This window comes from Caballeronia sp. AZ10_KS36, from assembly GCF_023631105.1.
In the GTDB taxonomy this organism is placed as follows: Bacteria; Pseudomonadota; Gammaproteobacteria; order Burkholderiales; family Burkholderiaceae; genus Caballeronia.
Map to the genome: position 1 here is coordinate 124,310 of NZ_JALQDQ010000025.1, position 24,748 is coordinate 149,057.

Annotated in this window: 24 protein-coding genes; 14 read left to right on the forward strand and 10 right to left on the reverse strand. The window is 65.7% G+C overall.

The annotated features are described in order from the left end of the window. Positions 1-82 precede the first annotated feature (82 nt). Positions 83-592: a DUF1993 domain-containing protein gene (locus NCR35_RS15985; RefSeq protein WP_250535448.1), complete on the reverse strand. Its 510-nt coding sequence runs from the start codon at positions 590-592 to the stop codon at positions 83-85. A 97-nt stretch (positions 593-689) separates the two neighbouring features. Next, positions 690-872 carry an oxidoreductase-like domain-containing protein gene (locus tag NCR35_RS15990; protein WP_250535116.1) on the reverse strand — a complete coding sequence of 61 codons (183 nt, stop codon included), beginning with the start codon at positions 870-872 and terminating at the stop codon, positions 690-692. Between the two features lie 225 nt (positions 873-1,097). Here NCR35_RS15990 and NCR35_RS15995 point away from each other — a divergent pair, with 225 nt between their 5' ends. From NCR35_RS15995 to NCR35_RS16005, 3 genes are all read left to right on the forward strand, one after another. After that, positions 1,098-3,533 carry a penicillin acylase family protein gene (locus NCR35_RS15995; RefSeq protein WP_250535117.1) on the forward strand — a complete coding sequence of 812 codons (2,436 nt, stop codon included), beginning with the start codon at positions 1,098-1,100 and terminating at the stop codon, positions 3,531-3,533. Positions 3,534-3,604: 71 nt separating this feature from the next. Then, positions 3,605-5,074, forward strand: a complete 1,470-nt coding sequence (locus tag NCR35_RS16000; protein WP_250535118.1) for a M20 family metallopeptidase — start codon at positions 3,605-3,607, stop codon at positions 5,072-5,074. A gap of 164 nt (positions 5,075-5,238) precedes the next feature. After that, positions 5,239-6,342 carry a malate/lactate/ureidoglycolate dehydrogenase gene (locus NCR35_RS16005; protein ID WP_250535119.1) on the forward strand — a complete coding sequence of 368 codons (1,104 nt, stop codon included), beginning with the start codon at positions 5,239-5,241 and terminating at the stop codon, positions 6,340-6,342. A 56-nt stretch (positions 6,343-6,398) separates the two neighbouring features. Here NCR35_RS16005 and NCR35_RS16010 read toward each other — a convergent pair whose 3' ends face one another. Beyond that, positions 6,399-7,295, reverse strand: a complete 897-nt coding sequence (locus NCR35_RS16010; protein WP_250535120.1) for an NAD-dependent epimerase/dehydratase family protein — start codon at positions 7,293-7,295, stop codon at positions 6,399-6,401. Positions 7,296-7,408: 113 nt separating this feature from the next. Here NCR35_RS16010 and NCR35_RS16015 point away from each other — a divergent pair, with 113 nt between their 5' ends. Both NCR35_RS16015 and NCR35_RS16020 read left to right on the forward strand, forming a co-directional pair. Then, a complete protein-coding gene (locus NCR35_RS16015) occupies positions 7,409-8,308 on the forward strand; it encodes a LysR family transcriptional regulator (RefSeq protein ID WP_250535121.1) in 900 nt (299 codons plus the stop codon). Positions 8,309-8,344: 36 nt separating this feature from the next. Beyond that, entirely contained in the window at positions 8,345-8,743 is a 399-nt protein-coding gene (locus NCR35_RS16020; RefSeq protein WP_250535122.1) for a RidA family protein, read from the forward strand. Here NCR35_RS16020 and NCR35_RS16025 read toward each other — a convergent pair. Next, entirely contained in the window at positions 8,740-10,422 is a 1,683-nt protein-coding gene (locus NCR35_RS16025; protein WP_250535123.1) for an acid phosphatase, read from the reverse strand. The two genes, NCR35_RS16020 and NCR35_RS16025, sit on opposite strands and share 4 nt — an antisense overlap. Before the next feature lie 223 nt (positions 10,423-10,645). Next, positions 10,646-11,437 (reverse strand): sulfite exporter TauE/SafE family protein, encoded by a 792-nt coding sequence (locus NCR35_RS16030; protein WP_250535124.1) that lies wholly within the window; start codon positions 11,435-11,437, stop codon positions 10,646-10,648. Positions 11,438-11,627: 190 nt separating this feature from the next. On the opposite strand from NCR35_RS16030, the gene NCR35_RS16035 reads away from it, so the two are divergent. After that, a complete protein-coding gene (locus NCR35_RS16035; protein WP_250535125.1) occupies positions 11,628-13,892 on the forward strand; it encodes an amylo-alpha-1,6-glucosidase in 2,265 nt (754 codons plus the stop codon). 161 nt (positions 13,893-14,053) lie between these two features. Here the strand turns inward: NCR35_RS16035 and NCR35_RS16040 are convergent, their stop codons facing one another. Next, on the reverse strand, positions 14,054-15,235 hold the full coding sequence (locus NCR35_RS16040; protein WP_244849285.1) for a 4-hydroxybenzoate 3-monooxygenase: 1,182 nt from the start codon (positions 15,233-15,235) through the stop codon (positions 14,054-14,056). 183 nt (positions 15,236-15,418) lie between these two features. On the opposite strand from NCR35_RS16040, the gene NCR35_RS16045 reads away from it, so the two are divergent. Then, a complete protein-coding gene (locus NCR35_RS16045) occupies positions 15,419-16,285 on the forward strand; it encodes an SDR family oxidoreductase (protein WP_250535126.1) in 867 nt (288 codons plus the stop codon). 33 nt (positions 16,286-16,318) lie between these two features. On the opposite strand, the gene NCR35_RS16050 is transcribed toward NCR35_RS16045, so the two are convergent. Continuing rightward, on the reverse strand, positions 16,319-17,371 hold the full coding sequence (locus tag NCR35_RS16050; protein WP_250535127.1) for an aldo/keto reductase: 1,053 nt from the start codon (positions 17,369-17,371) through the stop codon (positions 16,319-16,321). A gap of 221 nt (positions 17,372-17,592) precedes the next feature. On the opposite strand from NCR35_RS16050, the gene NCR35_RS16055 reads away from it, so the two are divergent. The 4 genes from NCR35_RS16055 (at position 17,593) to NCR35_RS16070 (ending at position 20,448) form a co-directional block, all read left to right on the forward strand. Beyond that, the gene (locus NCR35_RS16055; protein ID WP_244850270.1) at positions 17,593-18,582 is read left to right on the forward strand and encodes an AraC family transcriptional regulator; all 990 of its coding nucleotides are present in this window, start codon (positions 17,593-17,595) and stop codon (positions 18,580-18,582) included. 165 nt (positions 18,583-18,747) lie between these two features. Further along, positions 18,748-19,125 (forward strand): COG4315 family predicted lipoprotein, encoded by a 378-nt coding sequence (locus NCR35_RS16060; RefSeq protein ID WP_502801684.1) that lies wholly within the window; start codon positions 18,748-18,750, stop codon positions 19,123-19,125. 43 nt (positions 19,126-19,168) lie between these two features. Further along, complete coding sequence (locus NCR35_RS16065; RefSeq protein WP_250535128.1) at positions 19,169-19,684, forward strand: sigma-70 family RNA polymerase sigma factor; 516 nt, start codon at positions 19,169-19,171, stop codon at positions 19,682-19,684. Then, complete coding sequence (locus NCR35_RS16070) at positions 19,681-20,448, forward strand: anti-sigma factor family protein (protein ID WP_250535129.1); 768 nt, start codon at positions 19,681-19,683, stop codon at positions 20,446-20,448. The genes NCR35_RS16065 and NCR35_RS16070 overlap by 4 nt, the downstream gene beginning before the upstream one ends. 75 nt (positions 20,449-20,523) lie before the next feature. Here the strand turns inward: NCR35_RS16070 and NCR35_RS16075 are convergent, their stop codons facing one another. After that, the gene (locus tag NCR35_RS16075; protein ID WP_250535130.1) at positions 20,524-20,727 is read right to left on the reverse strand and encodes a hypothetical protein; all 204 of its coding nucleotides are present in this window, start codon (positions 20,725-20,727) and stop codon (positions 20,524-20,526) included. A gap of 301 nt (positions 20,728-21,028) precedes the next feature. Beyond that, a complete protein-coding gene (locus NCR35_RS16080; RefSeq protein ID WP_244849278.1) occupies positions 21,029-21,451 on the reverse strand; it encodes a BspC domain-containing protein in 423 nt (140 codons plus the stop codon). 206 nt (positions 21,452-21,657) lie between these two features. Between NCR35_RS16080 and NCR35_RS16085 the strand changes: the two genes are divergently transcribed. From NCR35_RS16085 to NCR35_RS16095, 3 genes are all read left to right on the forward strand, one after another. Continuing rightward, positions 21,658-22,197: a putative glycolipid-binding domain-containing protein gene (locus NCR35_RS16085; RefSeq protein WP_250535131.1), complete on the forward strand. Its 540-nt coding sequence runs from the start codon at positions 21,658-21,660 to the stop codon at positions 22,195-22,197. Positions 22,198-22,262: 65 nt separating this feature from the next. Beyond that, positions 22,263-23,342: a selenide, water dikinase SelD gene (gene selD, locus NCR35_RS16090; protein WP_250535132.1), complete on the forward strand. Its 1,080-nt coding sequence runs from the start codon at positions 22,263-22,265 to the stop codon at positions 23,340-23,342. A gap of 34 nt (positions 23,343-23,376) precedes the next feature. Next, a complete protein-coding gene (locus NCR35_RS16095) occupies positions 23,377-24,306 on the forward strand; it encodes a cation diffusion facilitator family transporter (protein WP_250535133.1) in 930 nt (309 codons plus the stop codon). 25 nt (positions 24,307-24,331) lie between these two features. On the opposite strand, the gene NCR35_RS16100 is transcribed toward NCR35_RS16095, so the two are convergent. Next, on the reverse strand, positions 24,332-24,505 hold the full coding sequence (locus NCR35_RS16100; RefSeq protein ID WP_250535134.1) for a hypothetical protein: 174 nt from the start codon (positions 24,503-24,505) through the stop codon (positions 24,332-24,334). Positions 24,506-24,748: the final 243 nt, after the last annotated feature.

Consider the following 24,748-nt stretch of genomic DNA (forward strand, 5'->3'; position numbering starts at 1 on the left):
ACTCTCAACTCGACAACTGCGCCGGCGTCTATCGCGTCGGCGTGTGCGTCGGTATCGGGCGCGATTCGCCTCTACGCCGACCTCACTTCAGCGGCCCCAGATAATCCCGCTTGCCGATCGGCGCGCCCAGGTGGCGCAAGATGTCGTGAGTCGTCGCGACATGAAAATAGAAGTTCGGCAATCCGAAGCCGAATAGATAATCGACGCCCGAAAACGACGGCGAAAACTCCGGAAACTTCAGCGTGACGGTGCGCGTTTCGCTGCCTTCCATCGTCGCTTCCTGAATGCTCTTCAAGTAAGCGATCGTCTTCGCGATGCGTTCCTGCAACGCCGCGAAGCTGTCCTCGTTGTCCTCGAACTTCGGCGCATCGACGCCGGAAAGACGCTGCGCCGAGAGCTTCGCGGTATCGCTCGCGCGCTGGATTTGCGCGGCGAGCGGCAGCATGTCGGGCGCGAGCCGCGCGGCGATGACATCGGTGTGGGCGAGGCCTTTTTCATCGGCGAAGGCAGCGCCTTTCTCCAATAGCGACGAACAGACTTCCAGCCCGCGGACGAACACCGGAATCGACGCGCGATACATCGAGAGGGACATGGTCTTGCGCTCCTTGACGTGATGCGGACCGTTGCGGTCCGGGTAGTGATGGGCGACAAGCATAGCGCCCGCCGTGGCGCTGCGCATAAACCGCCGGCTACGGCCGCGCGTGCCGCGCTTCCCACTCGCGCAGTTGCGCCTGATAGCGTTCGAGCGCCGCCTGATAGATGTCGAACACGCAGGGATTGCAGCCGCTCTGGCAGCAATCGCCCGGGGCGGGGCGCTCGGGCGGTGTGGGGCGCGGGTCGTCTGCGGGAGCGTCGGGATCTTGATTGTGCATTGAGCTTGGATGGCGGTTCGCAGGCCGCCACGTTTTGGCAGGCCGACAGTTCAGCTTGGACCGCCGGTTCGTCCGAGGCAAGCGCAAGCCATGCGTCCGCAAACACCGCCGACTGAACGGCTAACTTTTGGCGGGTTCATCATTCGCTCAATGCGATACTGCCGCGAACGTCGCGAACGCAGTTGCGGCATCCGACCCACTCGACTGGACCGAAGGACTCCCTCGATGAATCAGACCATCAGGCTTGCGATCTTCGGCGCGCTATTGAGCGCGATGCTCGCCGGCTGCGCCTCGTCGCAGGACGCGTCCGACCGGGCGCGCGCCGCGCCGGGCAAGGACACGCCGTACAGCGCCGAAATCCGCCGCACGCAGTCCGGCATCGCGCACGTGCGCGCCGCCGACTGGGGCAGCCTCGGTTTCGGCTACGGCTACGCGCAGGCGCAAGACACGCTCTGCACGCTCGCCGATGGCTTCGTGACCTATCGCGGCGAGCGGTCCGCGTATTTCGGCGCGGACGCCCGCCTGCCGAGCGGATCGACGTTCGGCCAGGCGCGCAATCTGGACGCCGATTTCTTCTTCCGCCTGGTCGACGATCAAGCCGCCGTCGACCGTTACCGCGCCGCGCAGCCGCCCGAGTTGCGCGATCTGGTTGACGGCTTCGCATCCGGCTACAACCATTATCTGGCCGATCTGAAAGCCGGCCAGTTTCCCGGCGCGCACGCCGCTTGCCGCAGCCAGCCGTGGGTTGAGGACATCGGGCCGGACGACATCTACCGTCGCGTGATCGCGGCGAATCTGGCGGGCGGATCGGCGCGTTTCGTGCAGGCCATCGCGGCGGCGCATCCGCCAAAGCCAGGCGCGCCGCCGCCGGCCGCGTCGCTGGACATCAGAGACCATCGCGACGCCGTCGGCGACATGCTTGGCCTCGGCAGCAACGCGCTCGCGTTCGGCGCCCCGATCACGCGGGACAAGCGCAGCATCCTGTTCGGCAATCCGCACTGGTCCTGGCAAGGCCCGGACCGCTTCTATCAGGCGCAACTGACCATTCCCGGCCGCCTGAACGTGGCGGGCGTATCGTTTCTCGGTATGCCGCTCGTCGTGCTCGGCTTCAACGAAAACATCGCGTGGACGCATACCGTTTCGACGGGCCGCCGCTTCGGCCTCTTCGAAATGACGCTCGATCCCGCCGACCCGACGCATTATCTTTTCGACGGCGCGAGCCAGCCGATGACGCCCGTGCCGCTCACGGTGCGCGTGCGCCGCGCGGACGGCTCGCTCGAATCGGTCTCGCGCACGCTGTATCGCACGCGCTTCGGTCCGGTCGTCGATCTGTCGCCCATGAACGCGGGCCTCGGCTGGAACGCGCAGCGCGCCTACGCGTTCGCCGACGTCAACGCGGACAACGTGCGCAGCTTCGAGAACTTCTTCGCGTGGGACCAGGCTCGTTCGCTCGACGATTTCATCGCGGTACAGAAGCGGTACAAGGCGATTCCGTGGGCCAACACGTTCGCCATCGGCCGGGGCGACCCGCGCGCGTGGTTCGCGGATATCGGCCCGATTCCCGGCGTGCCCGATGCGCTCGCCGACGCCTGCACGACGCCGACAGGCCGCGCCATGGCGAGCCGGATGCCCGGCGTGCCGGTCCTCGACGGCTCCAAAACTGCGTGCACATGGCGTACGGATCCCTCGAACACGACGCCGGGCGCGCAGCCGGGCACGCTGCCGGTTGCGCAATTACCCAGCATGCTTCGCGGCGACTACGTCGGCAATTTCAACGACAGTTACTGGCTCACGAATGCGAACGTCCCGCTCACGGGCTATGCGCGCGTGCTCGGCGCAACGCGCTACGAGCAGTCCATGCGCACCCGCTACGGGCATCTGCTCGCGGCGCGGCTGCAGCGCGAGCCCGGCGGCGTGACGCGGGGCGCTGTCGAGCAGGCCGTGCTGGAGACGCACTCGCTGTCCGAGCAGTTGTACCGTCAGCCGGTGCTCGACGCCGTCTGCACGCCCGGCGACGCGACGAGCGCGCTTAACGACGCCTGCGACGTGCTGCGCAACTGGAACGGCACGGCCGATATCGACGCCCGCGGCGCGAATCTGTGGGACGAGTTCTGGCGGCGCGTCACGAAGCTCGCGCCCGAGACGCTGGCCGCGACGCGCTTCGACGCGGCGCGCCCGCTCGCGACGCCGAGCGGCCTGAAGACGGACAACCCGGAGGTCGTGCAAGAGTTGCGGCAGGCGCTCGGCGGCGCGGCGCTCTCGCTGGGGCTCAACGGTTTCGCGCTGGATTCGCGGCGCGGCGACCTGCTGCACACGACGCGCAACGGCGCGAACGTGCCGCTCTACGGCGGCTGCGACGACGCCGGCTACTTCACGGTCGTCTGCGCGGGGCGTCCGTTGGACCCGAAGGGGTATTCGATGGACGCGAACGGCCACGGCGACAGCTACATGCAGGTCGTCACGTTCACCGCCGACGGCGCGTCAGGCGTCGAGGCGGACACCATGCTCGCGCCGTCGGAATCGGACGATCCCGCTTCGCCTCGCTCGGGCGACGCCACACGTTTGTTCGCGGCGAAGCACTGGCAGCGGTTCCCGTTCACCGACGAAGCCATCGAAGCCGATCCGGCGCTCACGCGAGTCGTCGTCACCGGCACGCGTTGACATCGCGCGAGGCTTCGCGAGCCAGAAGTTTCCCGTCTATGATGGAGGTTTGCCCGCATGGAATCTCCGTCATGACTACTGGCGACAGCACACCGCAAGAAGAAGCAGTCCGGCTCGACGCGTCCGCGCTGCAAGCATTCGTCGACCGCAAATGGAACGACGAGATCGTTCCGGCGCTCACGGATTACATCGCTGTTCCCGCCAAGAGCCCGATGTTCGACGTCGACTGGGCTCGCCACGGCTTTATCGAGCGCGTGGTCACGGACGCCGTCGACTGGGTGAAGGCGCAGCCGGTGAAAGGCCTGAAAGTCGAGATCGTGCGGCTGACCGGGCGCACGCCGGTGATTTTCTTCGAAGCCCCCGCCACGCGCTCGGGCAGCACCGAAACGGTCGTGCTGTACGGCCATCTGGACAAGCAGCCGGAGTTCGAAGGCTGGCGCAGCGACCTGGGTCCGTGGACCCCGAAGCTCGAAGACGGCAAGCTCTACGGGCGCGGCGGCGCGGACGACGGCTACGCGACCTACGCCAGCATCACCGCGCTGGCGGCGCTGGACGCGCAGGGCGTCGAGCGGCCGCGCTGCGTCGGCATCATCGAGACGTGCGAGGAGTCGGGCAGCTACGACTTGCTGCCGTACATCGACGCGCTGCGCGACAGGCTCGGCGACGTCGGACTCGTGATCTGTCTCGATTCGGGCGCGGGCAATTACGATCAGCTCTGGCTGACCACGTCGCTGCGCGGGCTCGTCGCGGGCGACCTCGAAGTGCAGGTGCTCGAAGAAGGCCTGCATTCGGGCGGCTACGGCGGCATTGCGCCGTCGACGTTTCGCATCATGCGGCAACTGTTCGAGCGCTTGGAGGACGCCGCCACCGGCAATCTGCTGCCGAAAGACTTCCACTGCGGGATTCCGGCGCAACGCCTGCGCGAAGCGGAAGCCACGGCGCAGATTCTCGGCGACGATGTCTGGAAGAAGCTGCCGTGGAGCTGCGGTCAGGACGGAGGCAGCGTGCTTCCGATCACCACCGATCCGAAGGAAGCGTTGCTGAATTCGACGTGGCGGCCGTCGCTGACCGTGACCGGCGCAGCCGGCCTGCCGCCGCTCGCGGACGCCGGCAACGTGCTCGCGCCGCGCACCGCGTTCAAGCTGTCGCTGCGCCTGCCGCCGCTCGTCGAGGCGACGGAGGCGGTCGCGCAGTTGAAGTCGTTGCTTGAATTCGATCCGCCGTACAACGCGAAAGTCACGTTCAAGCCGGAAGCAGGCGCGGCCACGGGCTGGAGCGCGCCGGACCTCGCGCCGTGGCTCGCCTCGTCGCTGAACGACGCGTCGCGCCGGCACTTCGGCGCGGACGTCGCGTACATCGGGCAGGGCGGCACTATTCCGCTGATGAATACGCTGAAGGAAGGCTTCCCGCGCTCGCAGTTCATGGTGTGCGGCGTGCTCGGGCCGAAATCGAATGCGCACGGGCCTAACGAATTCCTGCACGTGCCATATGCCCGCAAGCTGACGGCAGCAGTGGCTGAAGTGATCGCGGCTGCGCCCTGACTTTTTTCTACGGTTGTCCGACAGACGCCCGCGCTTGCGGGCGTTTTCTTTGGTTTGGCTGAAAATGAAACTGGTCAGGCCAGTTGATCGTCTGTAAAGTAGAAGGCCCCGCGTCGCACGTAGAGACGACGCGTCAGCAATCGACTTTGGAGACGAGAGTCGCAATGAACGAAACGAGCCAAACCGCAGTAAAAGAGCAGCGCATCGCCGCCGACACCTTGCATGCCTACGTCCGCGCCATCTGGGAACACGCCGGCAGTGCGGCGCGCGAGGCGGAACTCGTGGCCGATCACCTGGTGATGGCTAATCTGTCGGGCCACGATTCGCACGGCGTCGGCATGATTCCGCGCTACACGTCGTCGCTCGCCGACGGCCAATTGCAGCTGAACACGCACGCCGAGATCGTCCGCGACGCCGGCGCGGTGCTGACCGTCGATGGCCGCAAGGGCTTCGGTCAGGTGGTCGCGTACGAGGCGATGGAACACGGCATCGAGCGCGCGAAGAAGTTCGGCGTGTGCGCGGTGGGGCTGCGCAACGCGCACCACATCGGGCGCATCGGCCACTGGGCCGAGCAATGCGCGAAAGCGGGCTTCGTGTCGTTCCACTTCGTGAACGTAGCGGGCGATCCGCTTGTCGCGCCGTTCGGCGGCATCGACCGGCGCTTCGGCACGAACCCGTTCTGCGCCGGGTATCCGCGCGACGGCAAGAACCCGCTCGTGCTGGATTTCGCGACGGCGGGCATCGCATACGGCAAGACGCGCGTCGCGTATAACAAAGGCGTGAAGGTCGCGCCGGGCATGCTGCTCGACCACGAAGGCCGTCCGACCGTGGAGCCGAAAGTCATGCACGAGGAGCCGTTCGGCACGCTGACGGCGTTCGGCCTGCACAAGGGTTCGGGACTGGCGGCGCTCTGCGAGATTTTTGGCGGCGCGCTGTCAGGCGGCTACACGACGCACGAAAGCACGCTCGAGAAGTCGAGCGCCATCTTCAACTGCATGACCTCGGTCATTCTCGATCCGAACGCCTTCGACGCGCCCGCCGCGCAGGCCGAAGCGGAAGCCTTCCTCGAATGGATGAAGGCGTCGCCGCACGCGGAGGGCGTCGATGCGATCTACGCGCCGGGCGAGCCGGAAGAAGCGCGTCGCGCGGAACGCGGCGCGAACGGCGTGCCGATCGACCCGACGACGTGGAAGCAGATTCGCGAATCGGCGCAAAAATCCGGCATGACGGAAGCCGAGATTGCGCAGTACGCGGACGCATTGAAGTAAGCGCAAGACGCTGCGCGGCGAAAATTGGTCAAGCCAATTTCGCCGCGTGGTGCAGATCAGCGCACCATTTCTTTCTCGATCCACTCGATCACCGATGTGCGCTTCGGTTGCCAGCCGAGGAGCGTGCGGGCGCGCTCGCCTCGTACGCGGCTGTTCGACCCGAGCCCGTACGACGCCATCTCGTAACCCCATTCCTCGATCGCCTGTTCCAGCGGCCAGTCTTCCGGGCCGCGCAGGCCGAGCGCCTTCGCCATCGCGGTCGTCATGTCGCGGAACTGCACCTCGCCGCTTTCGATGAAGTAGAACGTGCCCGCCGGCGTCTTCGCGAGTGCTTGCCGGTACGCATCGACGACGTCGTCGATATGGACGTTCGACCAGATATTCAGGCCGCGGCCGACGTGCCTGACGACGCCGGTCTTCTTCGCTTGCCGCTCCAGACGCGGCAACTGGACGCTCGCCGTGTCCGGAATCGCGCCGTGTCCGTAGATCAGCGTGTTGCAGAGCACCGCCGAGCGCACGCCGCGCTTGGCTGCATCGAGCACGAGACGGTCGATGGCGACGCGCGGCGCCTTGTCGGCGGTCGGCTCGGGCAGCTGCGCCTCGGTGTAGACGTCCTCCGACGCCTCGCCGCCCGACCCATCCCCGACGATGCTCGATCCGCTCGTGTGCAGCAGCGGCTTGTCCGAACCTTCGAGCGCACGCACCAATGCGTCTACCGCGCCGCGATGATCGCTGCTCGCCGCGTTGATGACGGCATCGGCGGTTCGCGCTTCATCGGCGAGCAGGGCGCTGTCGTCCAGACTGCCGACGACCGGCTCGATGCCCGCGCGCTTCAGCGCATCGCGCTGTTCTTCGCGGCGGATGAGTCCGCGCACGTGATGCCCGTCACGAACGAGCCCCGCCGCAATCGATCCGCCGATGAAACCGCCCGCGCCAGTCACAAAGATATTCATTGGTTGCTCCATTGATTGATTCAGTGCGCCCAGTATCGTCCGTTTCGACTTTCGCAAAAAGCGTGTTAGTCTCAAAGGAAACTTGACTGGGATTCAATAATCGACGCGCCGCCATGAAGACCAATACCGACGAATTGCTCGTGTTCGTGACCGTCGTCGACAGCGGATCCATGACGGCGGCGGCCGAACGCCTGCAACAGACGGTCTCCGGCGTGAGCCGGACGCTGACACGGCTGGAGAAGAAACTCGATGCGACGCTCGTGCGCCGCACGACCCGCCGGCTGCAACTCACCGACGAAGGCGAGCTGTTCCTGACCCGCGCCCGCGCGATACTCGCCGCGATGGACGACGCCGAGGAGGCGCTTTCCCGACGCCGCGAGCGTCCGGCGGGCCGGCTGCGCGTGGATGCGGCGTCGCCGTTCATGCTTCATTGCGTCGTGCCGCACGTCAGAGCGTTCGCCGCGCTCTATCCGGATATCTCGCTGGAACTGACGAGTAACGAGCGCATCGTCGATTTGCTGGAACAGCGTGTCGATATCGCGATCCGGATTGGCGCGCTGCAGGATTCCACGCTGCACGCACGCGCGCTCGGCAGTAGCCGCTTGCGCGTGCTCGCCAGTCCGGCTTATCTTGCCGAGCACGGCGAGCCGCGCGACGTCGACGAACTCATGCGCGCCCGGCTGATCGGCTTTACGGCGCCAGAGAGTCTCAACGACTGGCCGCTGCGCACTACGCGCGCAGGGCGCGAGGCGGAGTTCGTCACCATTGAGCCCGCAATCTCAGCGTCGAGCGGCGAGACAATCCGGCAGTTGGCAATCGACGGCGGCGGCATTGCATGTCTCGCCGACTTCATGACTGCCGCCGACGTCAAGGCGGGCCGCCTGCGCCCGATTCTCGACGATGCGCTGCGCGACGTTCGCCAGCCGATCAGCGCCGTCTACTACCAAAGCGAGTCGATGGCCGCGCGCGCCCGCGCGTTCCTCGACTTTCTCGCGGGCAAGCTGTCGCTGTGACGGCGCCGCTGCTTGCACTCGATACAGGACTTCACGATGCCACCGATCGAAGCGATCAACGCCCCCGGCCTGCCGATTCCCGCCGGCCACTACAGCCATGCGACGCGAGCCGGCAATCTGATCTGCGTCTCGGGCCAATTGCCGGTGCGCCCCGACGGCACGCACACCGGCGACCTTCCGTTCGAAGAACAGGCCGAGCAGACTCTGCGTAACCTGCGAACGGTGCTCGAAGCGGCAGGCGCAGGGCTGAAGGACTGCATCGAAGTGACGGTCTATCTCGTCGGCGTCGACCACTGGAAGGCGTTCAACGACATCTACGCGCGCCATTTCGGCGCGTGGAAACCGGCGCGCGCCGTCGTGCCGGTCGGCGCGCTGCATTACGGCTATCTGCTCGAAATCTCGGCGCGTGCGTGGGTCGAACAGGGTCCGGTCTAAGCGAGATCCAGCGCGTTGGTCAGATCGCCGAGCGGCGCTTCGCCGTTGGCCGCCATCGCCCGGTCGCGCGCGGCTACGCCGTCGAGCGGCGCAAGGTCATGCACGCGCGAGATGAAACGCAGGATCGAGTTCGTGTCGTAGACGGTGTGATCGACATAGCCCTGTTTCCCGAACGGCGAGATGACGAGCGCCGGAATGCGCGAGCCCGGCCCCCAGCGGTCGCCCTTCGGCGGCGCGACGTGATCCCACCAGCCTCCGTTTTCGTCGACGGTTACGATGACGACCGTGTTCTGCCACTGCGGGCCGCGCCGGATATGCTCGATCACATTGGCGATGTGGCGGTCGCCCGAGGCGACATCCGCGTACCCGGCGTGCATGTTCAGATTGCCTTGCGGCTTGTAGAACGTGACAGCCGGCAGGCGGCCGGCGTCGATGTCGGCGAGCAGCTTGTTCGTCGAAGGATCGTCGCCGATGCCGGCATCGCGCACATGCCGTTCTCGGGCAGCGGTGCCGGGCGCGTAGTTGCGAAAGTAGTTGAACGGCTGGTGGTGGTACTGAAAGTCGGGCACCGCGCCCGTGTCCCGGTGGTCGAGCGCGTATTGCCACGCGCCGCTGTACCACGCCCAGTCAACGCCCTTGTCCGACAAGCGGTCGCCGATGGTCGCGTAGGTTTGCGGCGGGAGGACAAGCGCGTTCGACGTATCCGCGAGGCGCGGGTCGCCGCCGGGCGCGGGCTTCACGTTGCTCGGCTGATACGGCGGGAACATGGTATTGACCGCGTAGCCGTCGGCGGTCAGCGCGCCGTCGCGCACGAACTTCGGCGGGCCGTCCAGCGCGGACTTCGGCGAATCCGGCGCGAGCTTCAGACGCGTGCCCGCTGGGTCGTCGCCTTCGACGACAGCCAGCAGTTTCGCCGCCGGGCCGTTTTTGACGTCCGGATAGAACGGAGCCTGCGCCGAAATCAGGAAGATGTGGTTCAGCCACGAACCGCCGAATGCGGACATGAAGAAGTTGTCGCAGAGCGTGTACTGCTGCGCCAGGCCCCAGAGCTTCAGCGTATCGGGCGAATTCCGGTAGTGTCCCATGACGAGACCGCCCGAGTCGCCCCACGCCGCGAACTGGTTGTTGCGCCCGGCGTTGATCTGCATCTGGTTCTGATAGAAGCGATGCACCAGATCACGCGTGATGACGCTATTGGGCAGCGGTTCGCCGCGTGCATCCATGAGGCGGAACGGGCCGTTGGCCAGTTCGCTGATTTGATGTTCCGCAATGGCGTAACGCTTGCCGTCCACTTCCTGCGCCTGCGGCACGAGGCCGCCCCAGATCTTGGGCAGCGTGGGCAGCGGCGTCACCCCGTCGCGGTCGAACTGCGTGTACTGCGCGGACGTCACTGCGGAGAGCGGATACTGCACGCCCGGATAGTCGCCGTAGAGATTCGTGAAGCTGCGGTTTTCGGCGTAGATCACGACGATCTGGCGCACATGCGCCGCGAGCGCGCGGTCCAGCGTAAGGTCTGCCGCCGTTTTCGGCGTGGCCGGCTTGTGATCGAACAGATTGCAGCCGCCGAGGGACCATCCGGCAAGGCCGACGCCCGCAGCCAGCAAGCGCCGCCGCGCGGGATCGGCGGGGGCGTCGGGGCCTGCGGGAAGTTCGTGGTTCGGCTCGTCGTTCGGTTTCATCGCGTGACTCCTCGTTGCATGCGTACGCCTGCCGGCGCGCGGATGATCGACGCCAAACAACGACGCCCGCGTGACGCTGCGCCTCGTTGGGTCTGACAGCGCATGATGCCGCATCGACCGGCTGCCGGAAACCCGGCCGAACGGCATAAGCAAAAAAACCGGAACATGCGATTTTGCCTATGACATTCGGCCGACTGGAAACCGCCGGGCCGCGTGACTAACATCAACTGAACACGAGCTTTAGTCCGACGAGAACGAGGGTGGCGGCGAGCAGGTAGCGCAGCAGTGCTTCGGGCGCCTTGGACGAAAGATTGCTGCCGATCACGATGCCCGGAATCGAGCCCACGAGGAGCGACACGAGCAACGACCAGTCGACCGAGCCCATCATCCAGTGGCCCGCGCCGGCAATCAGCGTGAGCGGCACGGCGTGCGCGACGTCGGAGCCGACGATGCGCACGGTGGCGAGGCGCGGGTAGAGCAGCAATAGCACGGTCACGCCGATAGCTCCGGCACCGACAGACGTGAAGGAAACCAGCATGCCGAGAATCGCGCCGGTCAGCACGGTCCACGCCGCCGTGCGCGCGGGTCGTTCCGGGCGGCTGCGGCCCTTGCGGTAAGCGAAGCGCGCGAGCTGCGGCCGGAACACGAGGGAGACGGCGGTGATCAGGAGCGCCGTGCCGAGGATCAACTGGATCAGCCGCGCCGTGCCGGGCGAGGTAATGCCGTGCTGATTCAGGAAGTACAGGGTGACGGCGGCCGCAGGCATGCTGCCTGCCGCCAGCCTTCCGGTGATGCGCCAGTCGACGGACCCCTTCAGGCCGTGGACGAGCGTTCCCGCGGTTTTGGTGGCGGCGGCGTAGAGCAGGTCGGTTCCCACGGCGGTGGCGGGATGGATACCGAACAGGAGCACGAGCAGCGGCGTCATCAGTGAGCCGCCGCCCACGCCGGTCAGCCCGACGAGAAAGCCGACGGCCAACCCGGAAGCGGAATAAAGTAAGTCGATATGCGGAAACATGCGCGCGGGGAGAACCGGACAGGCGTCGGTGGGTCGAAAAACCGTCGATGATAGCCGGTCAGCGGTTCACCTGCTGCACGGAACCCGCGCGTGAACCGCCGGCCGTTCGCCTCTAACGGCTCGAGGCTTATTGCGAACCGCCACTTTGCGCCATCGGGCGCCCCTTTCACGTCACTTTCAGGAAGGTGCAATGGATACGAAGGAACAGACGCAGAACCCGACGCAACAGCAACAACAGCAGCAGCAACAGCAGCAACAGCAGTTGGCGGCGACGGACGAGGCATTCATTCCCACGGAGAACGTCAATCAGCCGACCGAACGGCAATTCGTCCTCAAATCCGGCAACACCTTCGCCGTCTACGACGCCAACGGCGACATACGCGGTCGTGACGACGGCCTGTTCGTCAACGACACCCGCGTGCTCTCGGAACTCGTGCTGACCTTCGGCGGCCGCGCGCCTTCGCTGCTGTCGGGCAGCGTTTCCAGCGACAACGCCGTGTTCACCGCGCATCTGACGAACCGTCCTTTGCCGCCCATCGGCGGGGCACGCACGCCGGAGGGTGTGATTCACGTCGAGCGCAAACGTGTGCTATCGGGGCACGTGCTGCACGAAAGCATCGTGCTCACCAATTACGGTACGGAGCCGTCGACGGTGCCGCTTTCCATCTCGTTCGCCGCCGACTTTCTGGACATGTTCGAAGTGCGCGGCACCATTCGGCCGAAGCGCGGCACCTTGCGCCCGCCCGCCGTCGAAAACGGGGAAGTCGTGCTGAGTTATATCGGGTTGGACGAAGTGGAGCGCACCGCGCGCATCCAGTTCACGCCCGCGCCAGATGTTCTCTCGCCGACTCGCGCCGACTACGCGCTCCACATTCAGTCGGAAACGGCGATTTCGGTGTATCTGTCGGTCACGGCGGTCACGCACGCGCTGAACGACGCCAGCGAGGAGAGCAAGCGCAACGCCGCGGAAGCCGCGGAATGCGCGCCGGAGTCGGGTCGCCCGGCCATCCGCGAGGCGCTCGTCGATGCGCACCGCAGCATGCGGGACAAGCGCCGTGCCGGCGCGCGCGTCAGATCGAGCAATCCGCTCTTCAGCGAATGGATCGACCGCTCACTCGCAGACCTCGGCTTGCTGACCACGGATCTCGAAACCGGCCCATACCCGTACGCGGGCATTCCGTGGTTCTCGACGCCGTTCGGACGCGACGCCATCATCACGTCGCTTCAGATGCTCTGGCTGCAACCGACGCTGGCGCGCGGCGTCCTGCGCTTTCTCGCTGCGCATCAGGCGCGCGAAGACTCGGCGTTCCGAGACGCCGAAGTCGGCAAGATCATGCACGAGACCCGCAAGAGCGAAATGGCGGCGACGGGCGAAGTGCCGTTCGCGCTGTACTACGGCGGCGTGGACAGCACACCGCTTTTCATCGTGCTTGCCGGCGCGTATGCGGAGCGCACGGGAGACCGCGCGCTCATCGACGAAATCTGGCCGGCGCTGCAACTGGCCGCCGGCTGGGTCGCGCGCCATTGCGACCGAAACCCGCACGGTCTGTTGAGCTACCAGCGGGCGACCGAATACGGCCTTGCCAATCAGGGCTGGAAGGACAGCCATGACTCCGTGTTCCACGCGGACGGCCAGTTTCCCATCGGGCCGATTTCGCTCGTGGAGGTGCAGGCTTACGCATCGACGGCGTTCTCCACGATGGCGCGCCTCGCCCGCGAGCGCGGCGAGCATGAGCGCGTTGCCGAGTTCGAGCGGCGCGCCGAGCACATACGCGAACGGGTCGAGGCGCTGTTCTGGATGCCCGAGATGGACTTCTACGGCATCGCGCTGGATGGGCGCAACGAGCTCTGCCGGGTGCTCTCGTCGAATGCGGGGCATTTGCTTGCATTCGATCTCGTAGAGCGCAAGCGCGGCGAGGCGGTCGCGCGGCAACTGGAATCCGCGCTTTTTCACACCGGCTGGGGCGTGCGCACGCTGGCGGCCGGTCAGCCGCGCTTCAATCCGATGTCGTATCACAACGGCTCGGTATGGCCGCACGACTCGGCCATCTGCGCGCGCGGCCTTGCGCGCTACGGCGAGCGCGGGGCGGCGGTCGGCTTGCTGCAATCGCTGTTCGAGGCGGCTGTCACGTTCGACATGCGCTTGCCGGAGCTTTTCTGCGGCTTCACGCGGCAGCGCGGCGAGCGGCCCATTGCGTATCCCGTTGCGTGCCTGCCGCAGGCATGGGCAGCCGGCTCCCCGTTCATGATTCTGGAGGCGTGTCTCGGAGTAACGATCGACGCGGTCAACGACGAGATTCGCGTCGACCGGCCGCAGTTGCCCGAGGGCATCGACTGGCTGGAGATCGGGGATCTGCGCATCGGCGAGAAGAACGTCACCATCACGTTCCGGCGCGTGGGCGGGCAAGTGGTGCCGTCGGTGGAGGGCGATGCGCGGGTCGTGGCGGTGCTGTGAAGTCGGCGAGGGCGCGCGGACGGATGCCGGGCGCCCTCGGCGGAGAGCGAAGCGTGATTGGGGCAGCGGCCGTCAGGTTGCCGCGTGAGTCCAGCCGCTAGTCAAAGTGCCACGCCCAGCGCCTTGCCATCAGCGCAGCGCCGAGCGAAGCGATCGCCAACTCAAACCGCGACACTCCCGACATAATTCTCCGCGAGCGCCGTGGCCGCCGCGCGCGATGTCGTCACGTGCTCCAGCTCGGCGACCTGAAGCCGCTGCTCGAAAGGCGATGTGTCGTCGAGCTTGTGCAGCATCCGCGTCATCCACCATGAGAAGTGCTCGGCGCGCCACACGCGCTTGAGCGCGGTCTCGGTGTAGCGCGCAAGCCCGGCCGCGTCGTTGTTTTCGTAGTAGCCGATGAGCGCCGCCGTCAGCACGCGCACGTCCGACACCGCCAGATTCAGGCCCTTCGCGCCGGTCGGCGGCACGATGTGCGCGGCGTCGCCTGCGAGGAACAGCTTGCCGGATTGCATCGGCGTCGAAACGAAGCTGCGCATGCCGACGATGTTCTTCTGAAAAATGCGCCCTTCGGTGATCTGCCAGCCGTCCGCTGTATCGACGCGCGCGTGCAGTTCGGCCCAGATGCGGTCGTCGGACCACGCATCCACGGAGTCCTTCGGGTCGCACTGAAAGTACATGCGCTGCACGCCCGGCGAGCGCGTGCTGATGAGCGCGAAGCCGCGGTCGTGCCGCGCGTAGATGAGTTCGTCGGACGAAGGCGGCGCTTCCACCAGAATGCCGAACCAGCCGAACGGATACACGCGCTGATAGTCCTGCCGCACCGCCTCCGGAATGCACTGGCGCGATACGCCTTGCGAGCCGTCACAGCCGATGATGAAGTCGCACTCCAGCTCTTCGTCGCGTCCTTCGTGACGGTACTTGATGCGCGGCTTGCGGTCGCTGTTCTCCGCGAAGTCGTGCAGCGACACGTCCGACACGTTGAACTTGAGCGCCCCGTTCGCCGCCAGGCGCGCCGCGACCAGATCCTTGATGACTTCGTGCTGCGCGTAGACCGTGATCGAGTGGCCGGTCAGTTCGGTCAGCGCGATGCGTCGCCGCTGTCCTTCGAACGCCAGTTCGAAACCGTGATGCAGCGCGCCTTCGGCCTGCATCCGCGCGCCGAGGCCGGCTTCGTTGAGCAGGTCCATCGTGCCCTGTTCGAGCACGCCCGCGCGAATGGTGGATTCGATGTCCTGCTGGCTGCGCACTTCGAGCACGACCGATTCGATGCCGCGCAGATGAAGGAGGTGAGAGAGCAGAAGCCCCGCCGGGCCCGCGCCGACGATGCCGACTTGAGTACGCATGAATGTCTCCGTTGCGTCGTGATGTTGTGCGTACAGTGTCGGCATCGCGTCGATATGCCGCAACGCGATACCGCGGATAGCGCCTATCCATTATCGAGATACCGGCCGCAAAGGCCCGTCAAATCGGGTCCGGTGTTTGCTGACCGAGGGTTTATCCCGACTCATCAACACGAGGACACCGACATGGACGCAAGCGCATATCCGAAGCCGCCTTTCGCCGACCAGCAACAGGAACGCACGCCGGGCCTGACCGATGCGATGAATCCGAAGCCCGATCACGGCGAAGAGACGTACAAGGGCAGCGGCAGGCTTGCCGGCAAAGCGGCGCTGATCACGGGCGGCGACAGCGGCATCGGCCGCGCGGTGGCGATCGCCTTTGCGCGCGAAGGGGCGGACGTCGCCATCGCCTATCTGGACGAACACGACGACGCGAAGGAAACCGCGCGCTGGATCGAGCAGGCGGGGCGCAAGGCGCTCTTGCTGCCCGGCGACATCACGGATCGCCAGCATTGCCGCGACATCGTCGCGAAGACGGCGGATGCGTTCGGCCGGCTCGACGTGCTCGTGAACAACGCGGCGTATCAGATGACCTACGACAGCCTCGAGGAAATCAGCGACGACGAGTGGGACAAGACCTATTCGACGAACATCGGCGCGATGTTCCGCATCACGAAGGCGGCGCTCGCGCATATGAAGGAACGCGCGGCGATCGTGAACACGACGTCCGTCAACGCGGACGCGCCGAACCCCGGACTGATCGCGTATGCGAGCACGAAGGGCGCGATCCAGAACTTCACGGGCGGACTCGCGCAGTTGCTCGCCGAGCGCGGCATTCGCGTGAACTGCGTCGCGCCGGGCCCGATCTGGACGCCGCTGATTCCGTCCACCATGCCGGCCGAGAAGGTGAAGAACTTCGGCTCGCAGGTGCCGATGAAGCGCCCCGGCCAGCCCGCCGAACTCGCGGCCGCTTATGTGATGCTGGCGTCGGACGAGGGCAGCTACATCTCCGGCGCGACCATCGCGGTGACGGGCGGCAAGCCGATCATCTGACCGGCCTGCCGGCTACCCTCGCGAGCCCGAGACTTACTCGCCCGCCGCTTCCTTCAACTGGTTGCGGCGGTATTCGCCCTGGCGCGTGAGCATCCAGCCGGGGTACTCGGCCGGCAACTGGCTCACTTCGTTGAGCGCGGCGAGTTCGTCCTCGCTCAGCCGCACGTTCGTCGCCGCGATGTTGTCGTCGAGTTGCTCGATACGCTTCGCGCCGACGATCACGCTCGTCACCACCTTCTGGTGCAGGAGCCACGCAAGCGCGATCTGCGCAACCGACACGCTCTTCGCCTCGGCCATGCGGCGCATCACGTCGATGCAGTCGTACGCGCGATCGACGTTCACCGGCGGGAAGTCGAACTTCGAGCGGCGACTGCCTTCTTCCTTGCCGCCTTCGCGCGTGAACTTGCCCGACAGCAGGCCGCCCGCGAGCGGGCTCCACACCATGAGGCCGACGTTTTCGCTTTGCAGCAGCGGCACGAGCTCGCGTTCCAGATCGCGTCCGGCGATCGTGTAATACGCCTGCAAGGACTCGAAGCGCGCGAGCCCGAGCCGCTCCGAAATGCCGAGCGCCTTCATGATCTGCCAGGCCGCCCAGTTCGACACGCCGATGTAGCGCACGTGGCCGTGCTGCACGAGCGTATCGAGCGCGCGCAGGGTTTCTTCGATCGGCGTGGCCGGATCGAAGCCGTGAATCTGATAGAGATCGACGTGATCGAGTTGCAGGCGCTTCAAGCTGGCCTTCACGCCGTCGATGATATGAAACCGCGACGCGCCGCGCGAATTGACGCTCTTGGTGCCCGCTTCGCCCAGAATCTTCGTCGCGACGACGACATTCTCGCGCGGCACCTTCAGGTTCTTGAGCGCCTGTCCGGTGATGATTTCCGATTGGCCGTCGGCGTAGACATCGGCGGTGTCGATAAAGTTGATGCCCGCGTCGAGCGACCGGCCGACGAGCTTGTCCGCATCCGCCTGCTGAAGCTGGCCGATGTTGTCCCAGATGCCGCCGCCACCGCCGCCGAACGTCATGGTGCCGAGGCACAGTTCGGAGACGAAGAGGCCGGTGTTGCCGAATTTCCTGTAGCGCATGGTTGCTCCCGAGTGGACGATAGGCGTGAAGCGTTCGCTGAAAAGCGACGAGCGTTCGGTGCCGCCAATGCAGTATCGTCCGGCAACGCGCGGCGTTCATAGCCTGATCCTGTCGAATCCTTGCCTGTTCCTGCAAACGCGGGGGCAGCTTGCGCGCACGATCGCGCTCGCGCGAGTAAGCTATGTCGACTTCTTCCACGCTCGAGTCCCTTTCGGAAACCATGGCGCTGAACGACACGCCCGGCCTCGCCGGCAAAGATGCTCACGATCATTCCCGCGAAACGCACCGCGTTTCATCCGACTCCACGCTCGATCAGGCGCGTCTCGATCTCGTCGCGCTGATCGACCGCTTCACCGTAGGCTGCGAAGGCACGACGGAGACGCCGGTGCCGGGCCTGTTCCTGCATCGCGTGATGAACCCCGGCGGACCGAAGCCGGGCATTCAGACGCCGGCGCTCGCGCTCATCGCGCAGGGTTCGAAGCGGGTGATCGTCGGCGACGACGTGTATGTCTACGACCCGATGCACTATCTCGTTTCGTCGGTCGATTTGCCGGTGATCGGCCAAGTCACGGTCGCGAGCGATTCAGAGCCGTATCTCGGCCTGCGGCTCGACCTCGATGTCGAAGAGATCACCTCGCTGATTCAGGACCAGAACCTGCCGCCCGCGACGCAGACCGACGCTTCGCGCGGCCTGTTCGTCAATCGTCTCGGCACGTCCATGCTGGACGCCGTGCTGCGCCTTTTGCGCCTCATCGACACGCCGGAAGACGTGCCGATCGTCGCGCCGCTCGTCAAGCGCGAGATTCTTTACCGGCTGCTGATGAACGGCTCCGGCGCGCGGCTGCGCCAGATCGCGCTCAACGACAGCCAGACGCAGCGCATCGCGAAGGCCATCAAGCTGCTGCGTCAGCATTTCGATCAGCCGTTGCGCGTGGAGGACATCGCGAAGGACGTGCACATGAGCGTGTCGTCGCTGCATCATCACTTCAAGGCCGTGACCGCGATGAGCCCCCTGCAATATCAGAAGCAGTTGCGCTTGCAGGAAGCGCGGCGGCTGATGTTGCTCGATATCGCGGATGCCGCGACGGCCGCGCATCGCGTGGGTTACGAGAGCGCGTCGCAGTTCAGCCGCGAGTACAGCCGGCTCTTCGGCGCGCCGCCGCTGCGCGATACGCGCCGCTGGCGCGATGCGGCCGCCGCCGGCGCCTGAGCCGCACGACGCATGACGCACGACGCACGACGCATGACCTCACGAATGCCGACCGGCGATGCGTCGGCGCTGCCGCATCGGTTTATTTCATCGTCCGCGGAATAACGCAGCGCCGCGAGACGTTCTGCGGAAACTGCCACGTACTTTTTCTGCGAGGAAGATGAAATGAACAAGCACATTCTGATGGCCGTCACCGTAGCCGTGGCGAGCGCCGCTGCCTGCGTCGCGTCGTCGGCTTTCGCGGCGGCGCCGAAGGAAGCCAACGGCATGTATGTCGACGAAAACGGCATGACGCTCTACACGTTCGACAAGGACACCAAAGGCAGCCCGAGCGCGTGCACCGGCGGTTGCGCAGAGGCGTGGCCGGCCGCGATGGCGAGCGACTCCGACCAGCCGAGCGGCAAATGGACGACCGAATCGGCCGACGGCGGCAAGCAATGGGCCTACGACGGCAAGCGCGTGTACCGGTTCGCGAAGGACACGAAGCCCGGCGACAAGAACGGCGACAACTTCCGCAACGTGTGGCACGTGGTCAAGCCTTGAAGCCGTGACCGGCGCGTTGTAAAGCACACTCAGAAGTACGCTCGTGAACTTCGAGCACGATCTTCTCGCGCATCTCCCGCAGTTGCGCCGCTATGCGCGCGCGCTGACGGGCGATCGCTCGTGGGCCGACGATCTCGTGCAGGATGCCACCGAACGCGCGCTCAACCGCGCCGGCATGTTCCGCGCGGGCACGAACCTGCGCGCGTGGCTTTTCACGATCATGCGCAACATCTATATCGACCAGTTGCGCGGACGCCGCGATATTGCCGTCGACGATGAAACCGCGCCGTGGCGGCAGATGGCCGCGCCGCGCGGCGAAGTCGATGGCCTCGTCCTGCGCGACGTGCAGCGCGCGCTGTACTGCCTGCCGGTCGAGCAGCGCGAAGTGATGCTGCTCGTATGCGTCGAGGAAATGAGTTATCAGGAAGCGTCGCAGGTGCTGAACGTGCCGGCGGGCACGGTCATGTCGCGCCTCTCGCGTGCGCGCGAACATATGCGCGTCTTGCTGGGCGAAGAGAAGGGGCGTCCTGCGCCGTTGAAAGTGGTGAGCCGCTCATGACGAATCAAGACCGCCCGGCCGACGACAACGAGCGCGTGTTGGAGGCGCTCTCCGCCTATATCGACGACGCGTTGCCCGACGACGAACGCGTCGCGACCGCCGCGCGCATCGCGAACGACGCCGCCTGCGAAGCGACGGTGGCCGCTTATCGCGCGCAGAACAACGCGTTGCGCGCGCTGTTCGCGGCGGAACAGGCGGAGCCGCAGATCGTCGTGATGCGGCCGCCTGCGAGGCAGCGTTATCTGCTGGCTGCGTGCCTGCTGGTCGTCGGTATCGCGTGCGGATTTCTCATGCACATGCTGCTGCCGACATTGGGCGAGCCGCGTGCGCGTTTCGCGGAGCGCGCGGATATCGCCTATGCGGTGTATGCGCCCGAGCAGCGCCACGCGGTGGAAGTGGCGGCATCGCAGCAGGATCATCTCGTCAACTGGCTGTCGAAGCGGCTCAACCGGACGCTCACGATTCCGTCGCTTGCCGAGTACGGCTTCGAACTCGTCGGCGGGCGACTCTTGCCGGGCGAAGAAGGGCCGGCCGCGCAATTCATGTATCAGAACGCATCGGGCGAACGGCTCACGCTGTATATGACCACCGTCGCGCGCAACGACGCCAAGGTCAGAATGCTGCGCGACGGACCGCGCACGACGTACTACTGGGCGTCGGATCGCGTCGGCTATGCGCTCTCCGGGCAGATCGGGCGGGCGAAGCTGCAGGCAATCGCCTATGACACGTGCAAGGAGCTGGGCGGGGATCCGAAGAATTGGTGAGGTGCTAGCGCACTTCGAAAAAAAGCCGCAGCACCCAACGCGCTGCGGCTTTCCCATCGAGCAAAGCCCGCCCGCTCAACCGTGATGCGCGTGATGACGTTCCCACTCCGCGCGCTGCCAATAACGATGGCCGTCCCAGTAACGATCGCCGTGCCAGCCCATCTTCACGGCATGGCGATGCTCGTGATGCACGTCGGCCGAGGCGACGTTCACGAGGCCCATGCCCAGCGAAGCAGCAACGGACGCGATAAGCAGGCTCTTCTTTGTCTTGTCGAACATGATTGGCTCCTTGGTATTGTGATGACTCGCAGCGTGTCAGACCGTTGCGGCCTTAGCGGTAGTAGTCGTGACGGTGGTGATAGCCGCCGCCATCGGGCACGATGATGCAGCCCGACAGCGTGCTTCCCAACACCACGCTCAGTACCGCAAGAATCGCTAACTTCTTCATGGGTTTCTCCGTGTGAATCCGTGGAAACCAATTTAGCCGTTAGCAAAATGACAAGCCGTGTTCGTTTGTAAGCAAAAGTGTTGCCTGAAATATTTACGAAGCAGGCTTATGAACCACGGCGCGCGTAGCCGTTTATCGCACGATCTGCGGCTTCATGTTCGGCGTGAGCGAGACGCCGACCACTTGTCCGTCGCGCACGCCGCATCGGCTATCGACGCGCATCCATTGCGCCTTGCCGCGCGCCTTGGCGAACGCGCGCATCAAGATCACCTGGTCGACGGGAATGGGATTGGCGGGGCTGAGAATCGGCGTGTCGTCGTCGATCTTCGCGGACAGCACGCGGCGGTCCGGCACGATCAGCGTGTCGTACTTCGGCGCGTTCTCGACCCAGCGGTCGAAGGCCGCGACGCATTGCACGACGGTATCCGGCACGTGCAGGCGCGTGAGATACGAATAGTCTTCGGTAGGGTCGGGCGTCTCTTGAGCCTGAACGATCTGGAACAGCGACGCCGAAAGCAGTAGCGCGAAGAGCGCAGGGGCGATCAAGGTTTTCATGCAGTCACGATGGGCGATGTCGGCAGGGAACGAGAAGGAGCACGGACGCGCATCGCGGGCAGAAGCGCGCGCCTCGTTTTTGAGATGCCGAAGTATACCGTGCGAGGTTTTTCTGCGTCGAGCGCATCGAAGACCGAATGCCGATCGAAAGCCTCGACGTCGCGTTGTATGCTTGTCGTGAGCCGGCTTATGAATCGAGGCACATCATGAAACAAGCGCGATGGATGCAGCGGGACGGCAGAGGGCTCGAGCACCTCGTGCTCGACGAGCGGTCCGATGGCGTCGTCATCGAAAGCGTCGTCGCGGGCGAAGGCGAGGCCGGGGCGTTCGGCATCACCTACCGCATCGAGTGCGATGCGCGCTGGCAGGTCACGCGGCTCGCCGTGAAGCTCGCGGGCGGCGGGTCTATCGATCTGCATCGCGCGCAGGCGTGGACCGACGAGCATGGCGCGCCGCAAGAGGCGCTCAACGGCTGCATCGACGTGGACATCATCGCGACGCCGTTCACCAACACGTTGCCCATCCGCCGTTTGCACTTGCAGCCGGGCGAGCGGCGCGAGATTCGCGTCGCGTACGTGCGTGTGCCGGAGATGACTGTGAGCGCCGTCGCACAGGCCTATACCTGTATCGAGCCGAACAGGCGTTACCGCTTCGAAGGACTCGACACGGGCTTCACCGCCGAGATCGCGGTCGATGAAGACGGCCTCGTGACCGACTACCCCGGGCTCTTCGAACGGATCGCGTAAAGACGCGCGGGGCCGCGAGCGGCGATAATGCAGGTCATCGAAGACTTTCTGGCATGACTCAAACGATGACCGATACCGCACTCACCCCTGAATCGACAAACGGCCCGCGTCTCACGAGCCTCTCGCATGGCGGCGGCTGCGGCTGCAAGATCGCGCCTGGCCTGCTCGCCGATCTGCTCAAGCGCAGCGCGCCGATGCCCGCGTTCCCCAATCTGCTCGTCGGCAACGACACCGCCGACGACGCCGCCGTGTACCGGCTCAACGATGAGCAAGCCATCGTCGCGACGACGGACTTCTTCATGCCTATCGTCGACGATCCGTTCGACTTCGGCCGCATCGCCGCGACCAACGCGCTCTCCGACGTCTACGCGATGGGCGGCAAACCGATTCTCGCGCTCGCGCTCGTCGGCATGCCGATCAACGTGCTGCCGCACGAAGTCATCGCGCAAGTCCTGAAGGGCGGCGAAGCGGTGTGCGCGGACGCGGGCATTCCTGTCGCGGGCGGTCACTCGATCGACTCCGTCGAGCCGATCTACGGGCTTGCGGCGCTCGGCATCGTGCATCCGTCGCGCGTGAAGCGCAACGCGGCGGCCCGCGCGGGCGACGTGCTGATTCTCGGCAAGCCGCTCGGCGTGGGCGTGCTCTCGGCGGCGCTCAAGAAGAATCAACTCGATGCGGCCGGCTATGCCGCGATGATCGCCGCGACCACGAAGCTCAATCGCCCCGGCGCGGAACTCGCGCAGCTCGACGGCGTTCACGCGCTCACCGATGTCACGGGCTTCGGCCTGCTCGGGCACACGCTGGAACTCGCACGCGGCGCGGGGCTGACGGCGCGCATCCGTTATGCCGCGTTGCCGTGGCTTCCGCAGGTCGAGCAATTCGTGAATGCCGGCGTCTTCACGGGCGCGTCGGGCCGCAACTGGGCCGCGTATGGCGCGGACGTCACGCTGGGCGAACTGAACGGCACGTCGATGGAAGCGGCCCGAACCTTGCTGTCCGATCCGCAGACATCGGGCGGGCTGCTCGTGTCGTGCGCGCCCGAAGCCGTCCACGACGTGCTGGCGATTTTCCGGGCCGATGGCTTCGCCGAGGCCGCGGTCATCGGCGAAATGACGGACGGCGCGGGCCGCGTCGAGGTGCGCTAACTCAACTCTCTTAGACAATCATCAGCGGGTGGACATGAAGGAAGAATCGCCGAAAGCCATCTTCTACGCGCTCGCCGCGAATTTCGGCATTGCGGTTTGCAAGTTCGCGGCAGCCGCGTTCACCGGCTCCGGCTCGATGTTCGCGGAAGCCATTCATTCCACCGCCGACTGCGGCAATCAACTGTTGCTGCTCTTCGGGCTCAAGCGCGCGCGGGCTCCGGCGAACGCGCTGCATCCGCTCGGCTCGGGACGCGAGATCTACTTCTACGCGCTTCTCGTGGCGCTGTTGCTCTTCTTCGTGGGCGGGGCGTTTTCGGTGTACGAGGGCGCGCATCGGCTGCTGCACCATGAGCCTTTGTCGAATCCGATTGTCGCGCTCGTGATTCTCGGCGTGTCCGTTGCGCTGGAGGCGTTTTCGCTCGCCGGCGCCTTGCGCGAGATCCGCAAGACCACGCCGAACAAGACCCTATGGCGATGGTTCCGCGAGACGCGCGAATCCGAACTGCTCGTCGTGGCGGGCGAAGACGTGGCCGCGCTCGCGGGCCTCGCCATCGCCTTCACCGCCGTGCTGCTCACGATGATTACCGGCAATCCCGCCTACGATGCCGCCGGCTCCATCGGCGTCGGCCTGCTGCTCATGGTCATCGCGTTTCTCGTCGCCCGGGAGGTGAAGTCGATGATCGTCGGCGAGTCCGCGAGCCCCGAAGTGCGCAAGGCCATCGACGCCCATTTGCGCGCTCGTCCGGAAGTCACGCACATCATCAGCCTCATCACGTTGCAGTGGGGCAAGCATCTCGTCGTCGCGGTGCAGGCCGAGATGATCGACTACCCGAGCGGCCGCGCGATGATCGACGCGATCAACGTCATCGAAGAGGACCTCCAGCGTGCGTTCCCGCAAGTGCGCTGGGTCTTCTTCGAGCCGGACGTGCCGCGAGAAGTGCGCAAGTCTGCCGCCGCTGCCTGAGCCTGCGCCGCCTTTCAAGGCAAATTCAAGGCAAATGCGCGGGCGGCCGCGCATAGTGCGGGCGCGGCGTGACAGGCGTCGCGGGCACTTGGGTGCGGCCGTGGTCCGGAACCTGCGCGACGCCCATCGCGGGCAAAGGCGCGGCGTTTCGCCCATCGGCCGCGTGCGCGCCCGACGCGGCGCGCGGCGTGTTCGGCATGCCGCTCGTCGACGCCAAAAGCGGAGCGGGTGCGCCAAGTGCTACGAACAACGAAGCCCCGGCGAGCGTGACATTCGCCCTGCGCGCTCCGTCTTTCAACCAGCAGAATCGACCCCGGTATTGCGAACGTTTGAGCATTGTTCTTGTCATTGTGGTTTCAACATCAACGCGATAGCACGCTTCGGTCCGCAGCGTGCCACGCTTGCGGCGCGCCGCCTGTCGAGCCATCGCGTGATTCCGTGC

Bases quoted from the DNA above. Each gene is read 5' to 3' on its own strand.
- NCR35_RS16045 (WP_250535126.1), top strand. From the start codon at position 15,419: ATGGACGCAAGCGCATATCCGAAGCCGCCTTTCGCCGACCAGCAACAG.
- NCR35_RS16010 (WP_250535120.1), bottom strand. From the start codon at position 7,295: ATGAATATCTTTGTGACTGGCGCGGGCGGTTTCATCGGCGGATCGATT.
- NCR35_RS16025 (WP_250535123.1), bottom strand. From the start codon at position 10,422: ATGAAACCGAACGACGAGCCGAACCACGAACTTCCCGCAGGCCCCGAC.
- NCR35_RS16075 (WP_250535130.1), bottom strand. From the start codon at position 20,727: ATGTTCGACAAGACAAAGAAGAGCCTGCTTATCGCGTCCGTTGCTGCT.
- NCR35_RS16030 (WP_250535124.1), bottom strand. From the start codon at position 11,437: ATGTTTCCGCATATCGACTTACTTTATTCCGCTTCCGGGTTGGCCGTC.
- NCR35_RS16080 (WP_244849278.1), bottom strand. From the start codon at position 21,451: ATGAAAACCTTGATCGCCCCTGCGCTCTTCGCGCTACTGCTTTCGGCG.
- NCR35_RS15990 (WP_250535116.1), bottom strand. From the start codon at position 872: ATGCACAATCAAGATCCCGACGCTCCCGCAGACGACCCGCGCCCCACA.
- NCR35_RS15985 (WP_250535448.1), bottom strand. From the start codon at position 592: ATGTCCCTCTCGATGTATCGCGCGTCGATTCCGGTGTTCGTCCGCGGG.
- NCR35_RS16070 (WP_250535129.1), top strand. From the start codon at position 19,681: ATGACGAATCAAGACCGCCCGGCCGACGACAACGAGCGCGTGTTGGAG.
- selD (WP_250535132.1), top strand. From the start codon at position 22,263: ATGACCGATACCGCACTCACCCCTGAATCGACAAACGGCCCGCGTCTC.
- NCR35_RS16050 (WP_250535127.1), bottom strand. From the start codon at position 17,371: ATGCGCTACAGGAAATTCGGCAACACCGGCCTCTTCGTCTCCGAACTG.
- NCR35_RS16060 (WP_502801684.1), top strand. From the start codon at position 18,748: ATGAACAAGCACATTCTGATGGCCGTCACCGTAGCCGTGGCGAGCGCC.
- NCR35_RS16055 (WP_244850270.1), top strand. From the start codon at position 17,593: ATGGCGCTGAACGACACGCCCGGCCTCGCCGGCAAAGATGCTCACGAT.
- NCR35_RS15995 (WP_250535117.1), top strand. From the start codon at position 1,098: ATGAATCAGACCATCAGGCTTGCGATCTTCGGCGCGCTATTGAGCGCG.
- NCR35_RS16100 (WP_250535134.1), bottom strand. From the start codon at position 24,505: ATGCCGAACACGCCGCGCGCCGCGTCGGGCGCGCACGCGGCCGATGGG.
- NCR35_RS16005 (WP_250535119.1), top strand. From the start codon at position 5,239: ATGAACGAAACGAGCCAAACCGCAGTAAAAGAGCAGCGCATCGCCGCC.
- NCR35_RS16020 (WP_250535122.1), top strand. From the start codon at position 8,345: ATGCCACCGATCGAAGCGATCAACGCCCCCGGCCTGCCGATTCCCGCC.
- NCR35_RS16000 (WP_250535118.1), top strand. From the start codon at position 3,605: ATGACTACTGGCGACAGCACACCGCAAGAAGAAGCAGTCCGGCTCGAC.
- NCR35_RS16040 (WP_244849285.1), bottom strand. From the start codon at position 15,235: ATGCGTACTCAAGTCGGCATCGTCGGCGCGGGCCCGGCGGGGCTTCTG.
- NCR35_RS16015 (WP_250535121.1), top strand. From the start codon at position 7,409: ATGAAGACCAATACCGACGAATTGCTCGTGTTCGTGACCGTCGTCGAC.
- NCR35_RS16085 (WP_250535131.1), top strand. From the start codon at position 21,658: ATGAAACAAGCGCGATGGATGCAGCGGGACGGCAGAGGGCTCGAGCAC.
- NCR35_RS16095 (WP_250535133.1), top strand. From the start codon at position 23,377: ATGAAGGAAGAATCGCCGAAAGCCATCTTCTACGCGCTCGCCGCGAAT.
- NCR35_RS16035 (WP_250535125.1), top strand. From the start codon at position 11,628: ATGGATACGAAGGAACAGACGCAGAACCCGACGCAACAGCAACAACAG.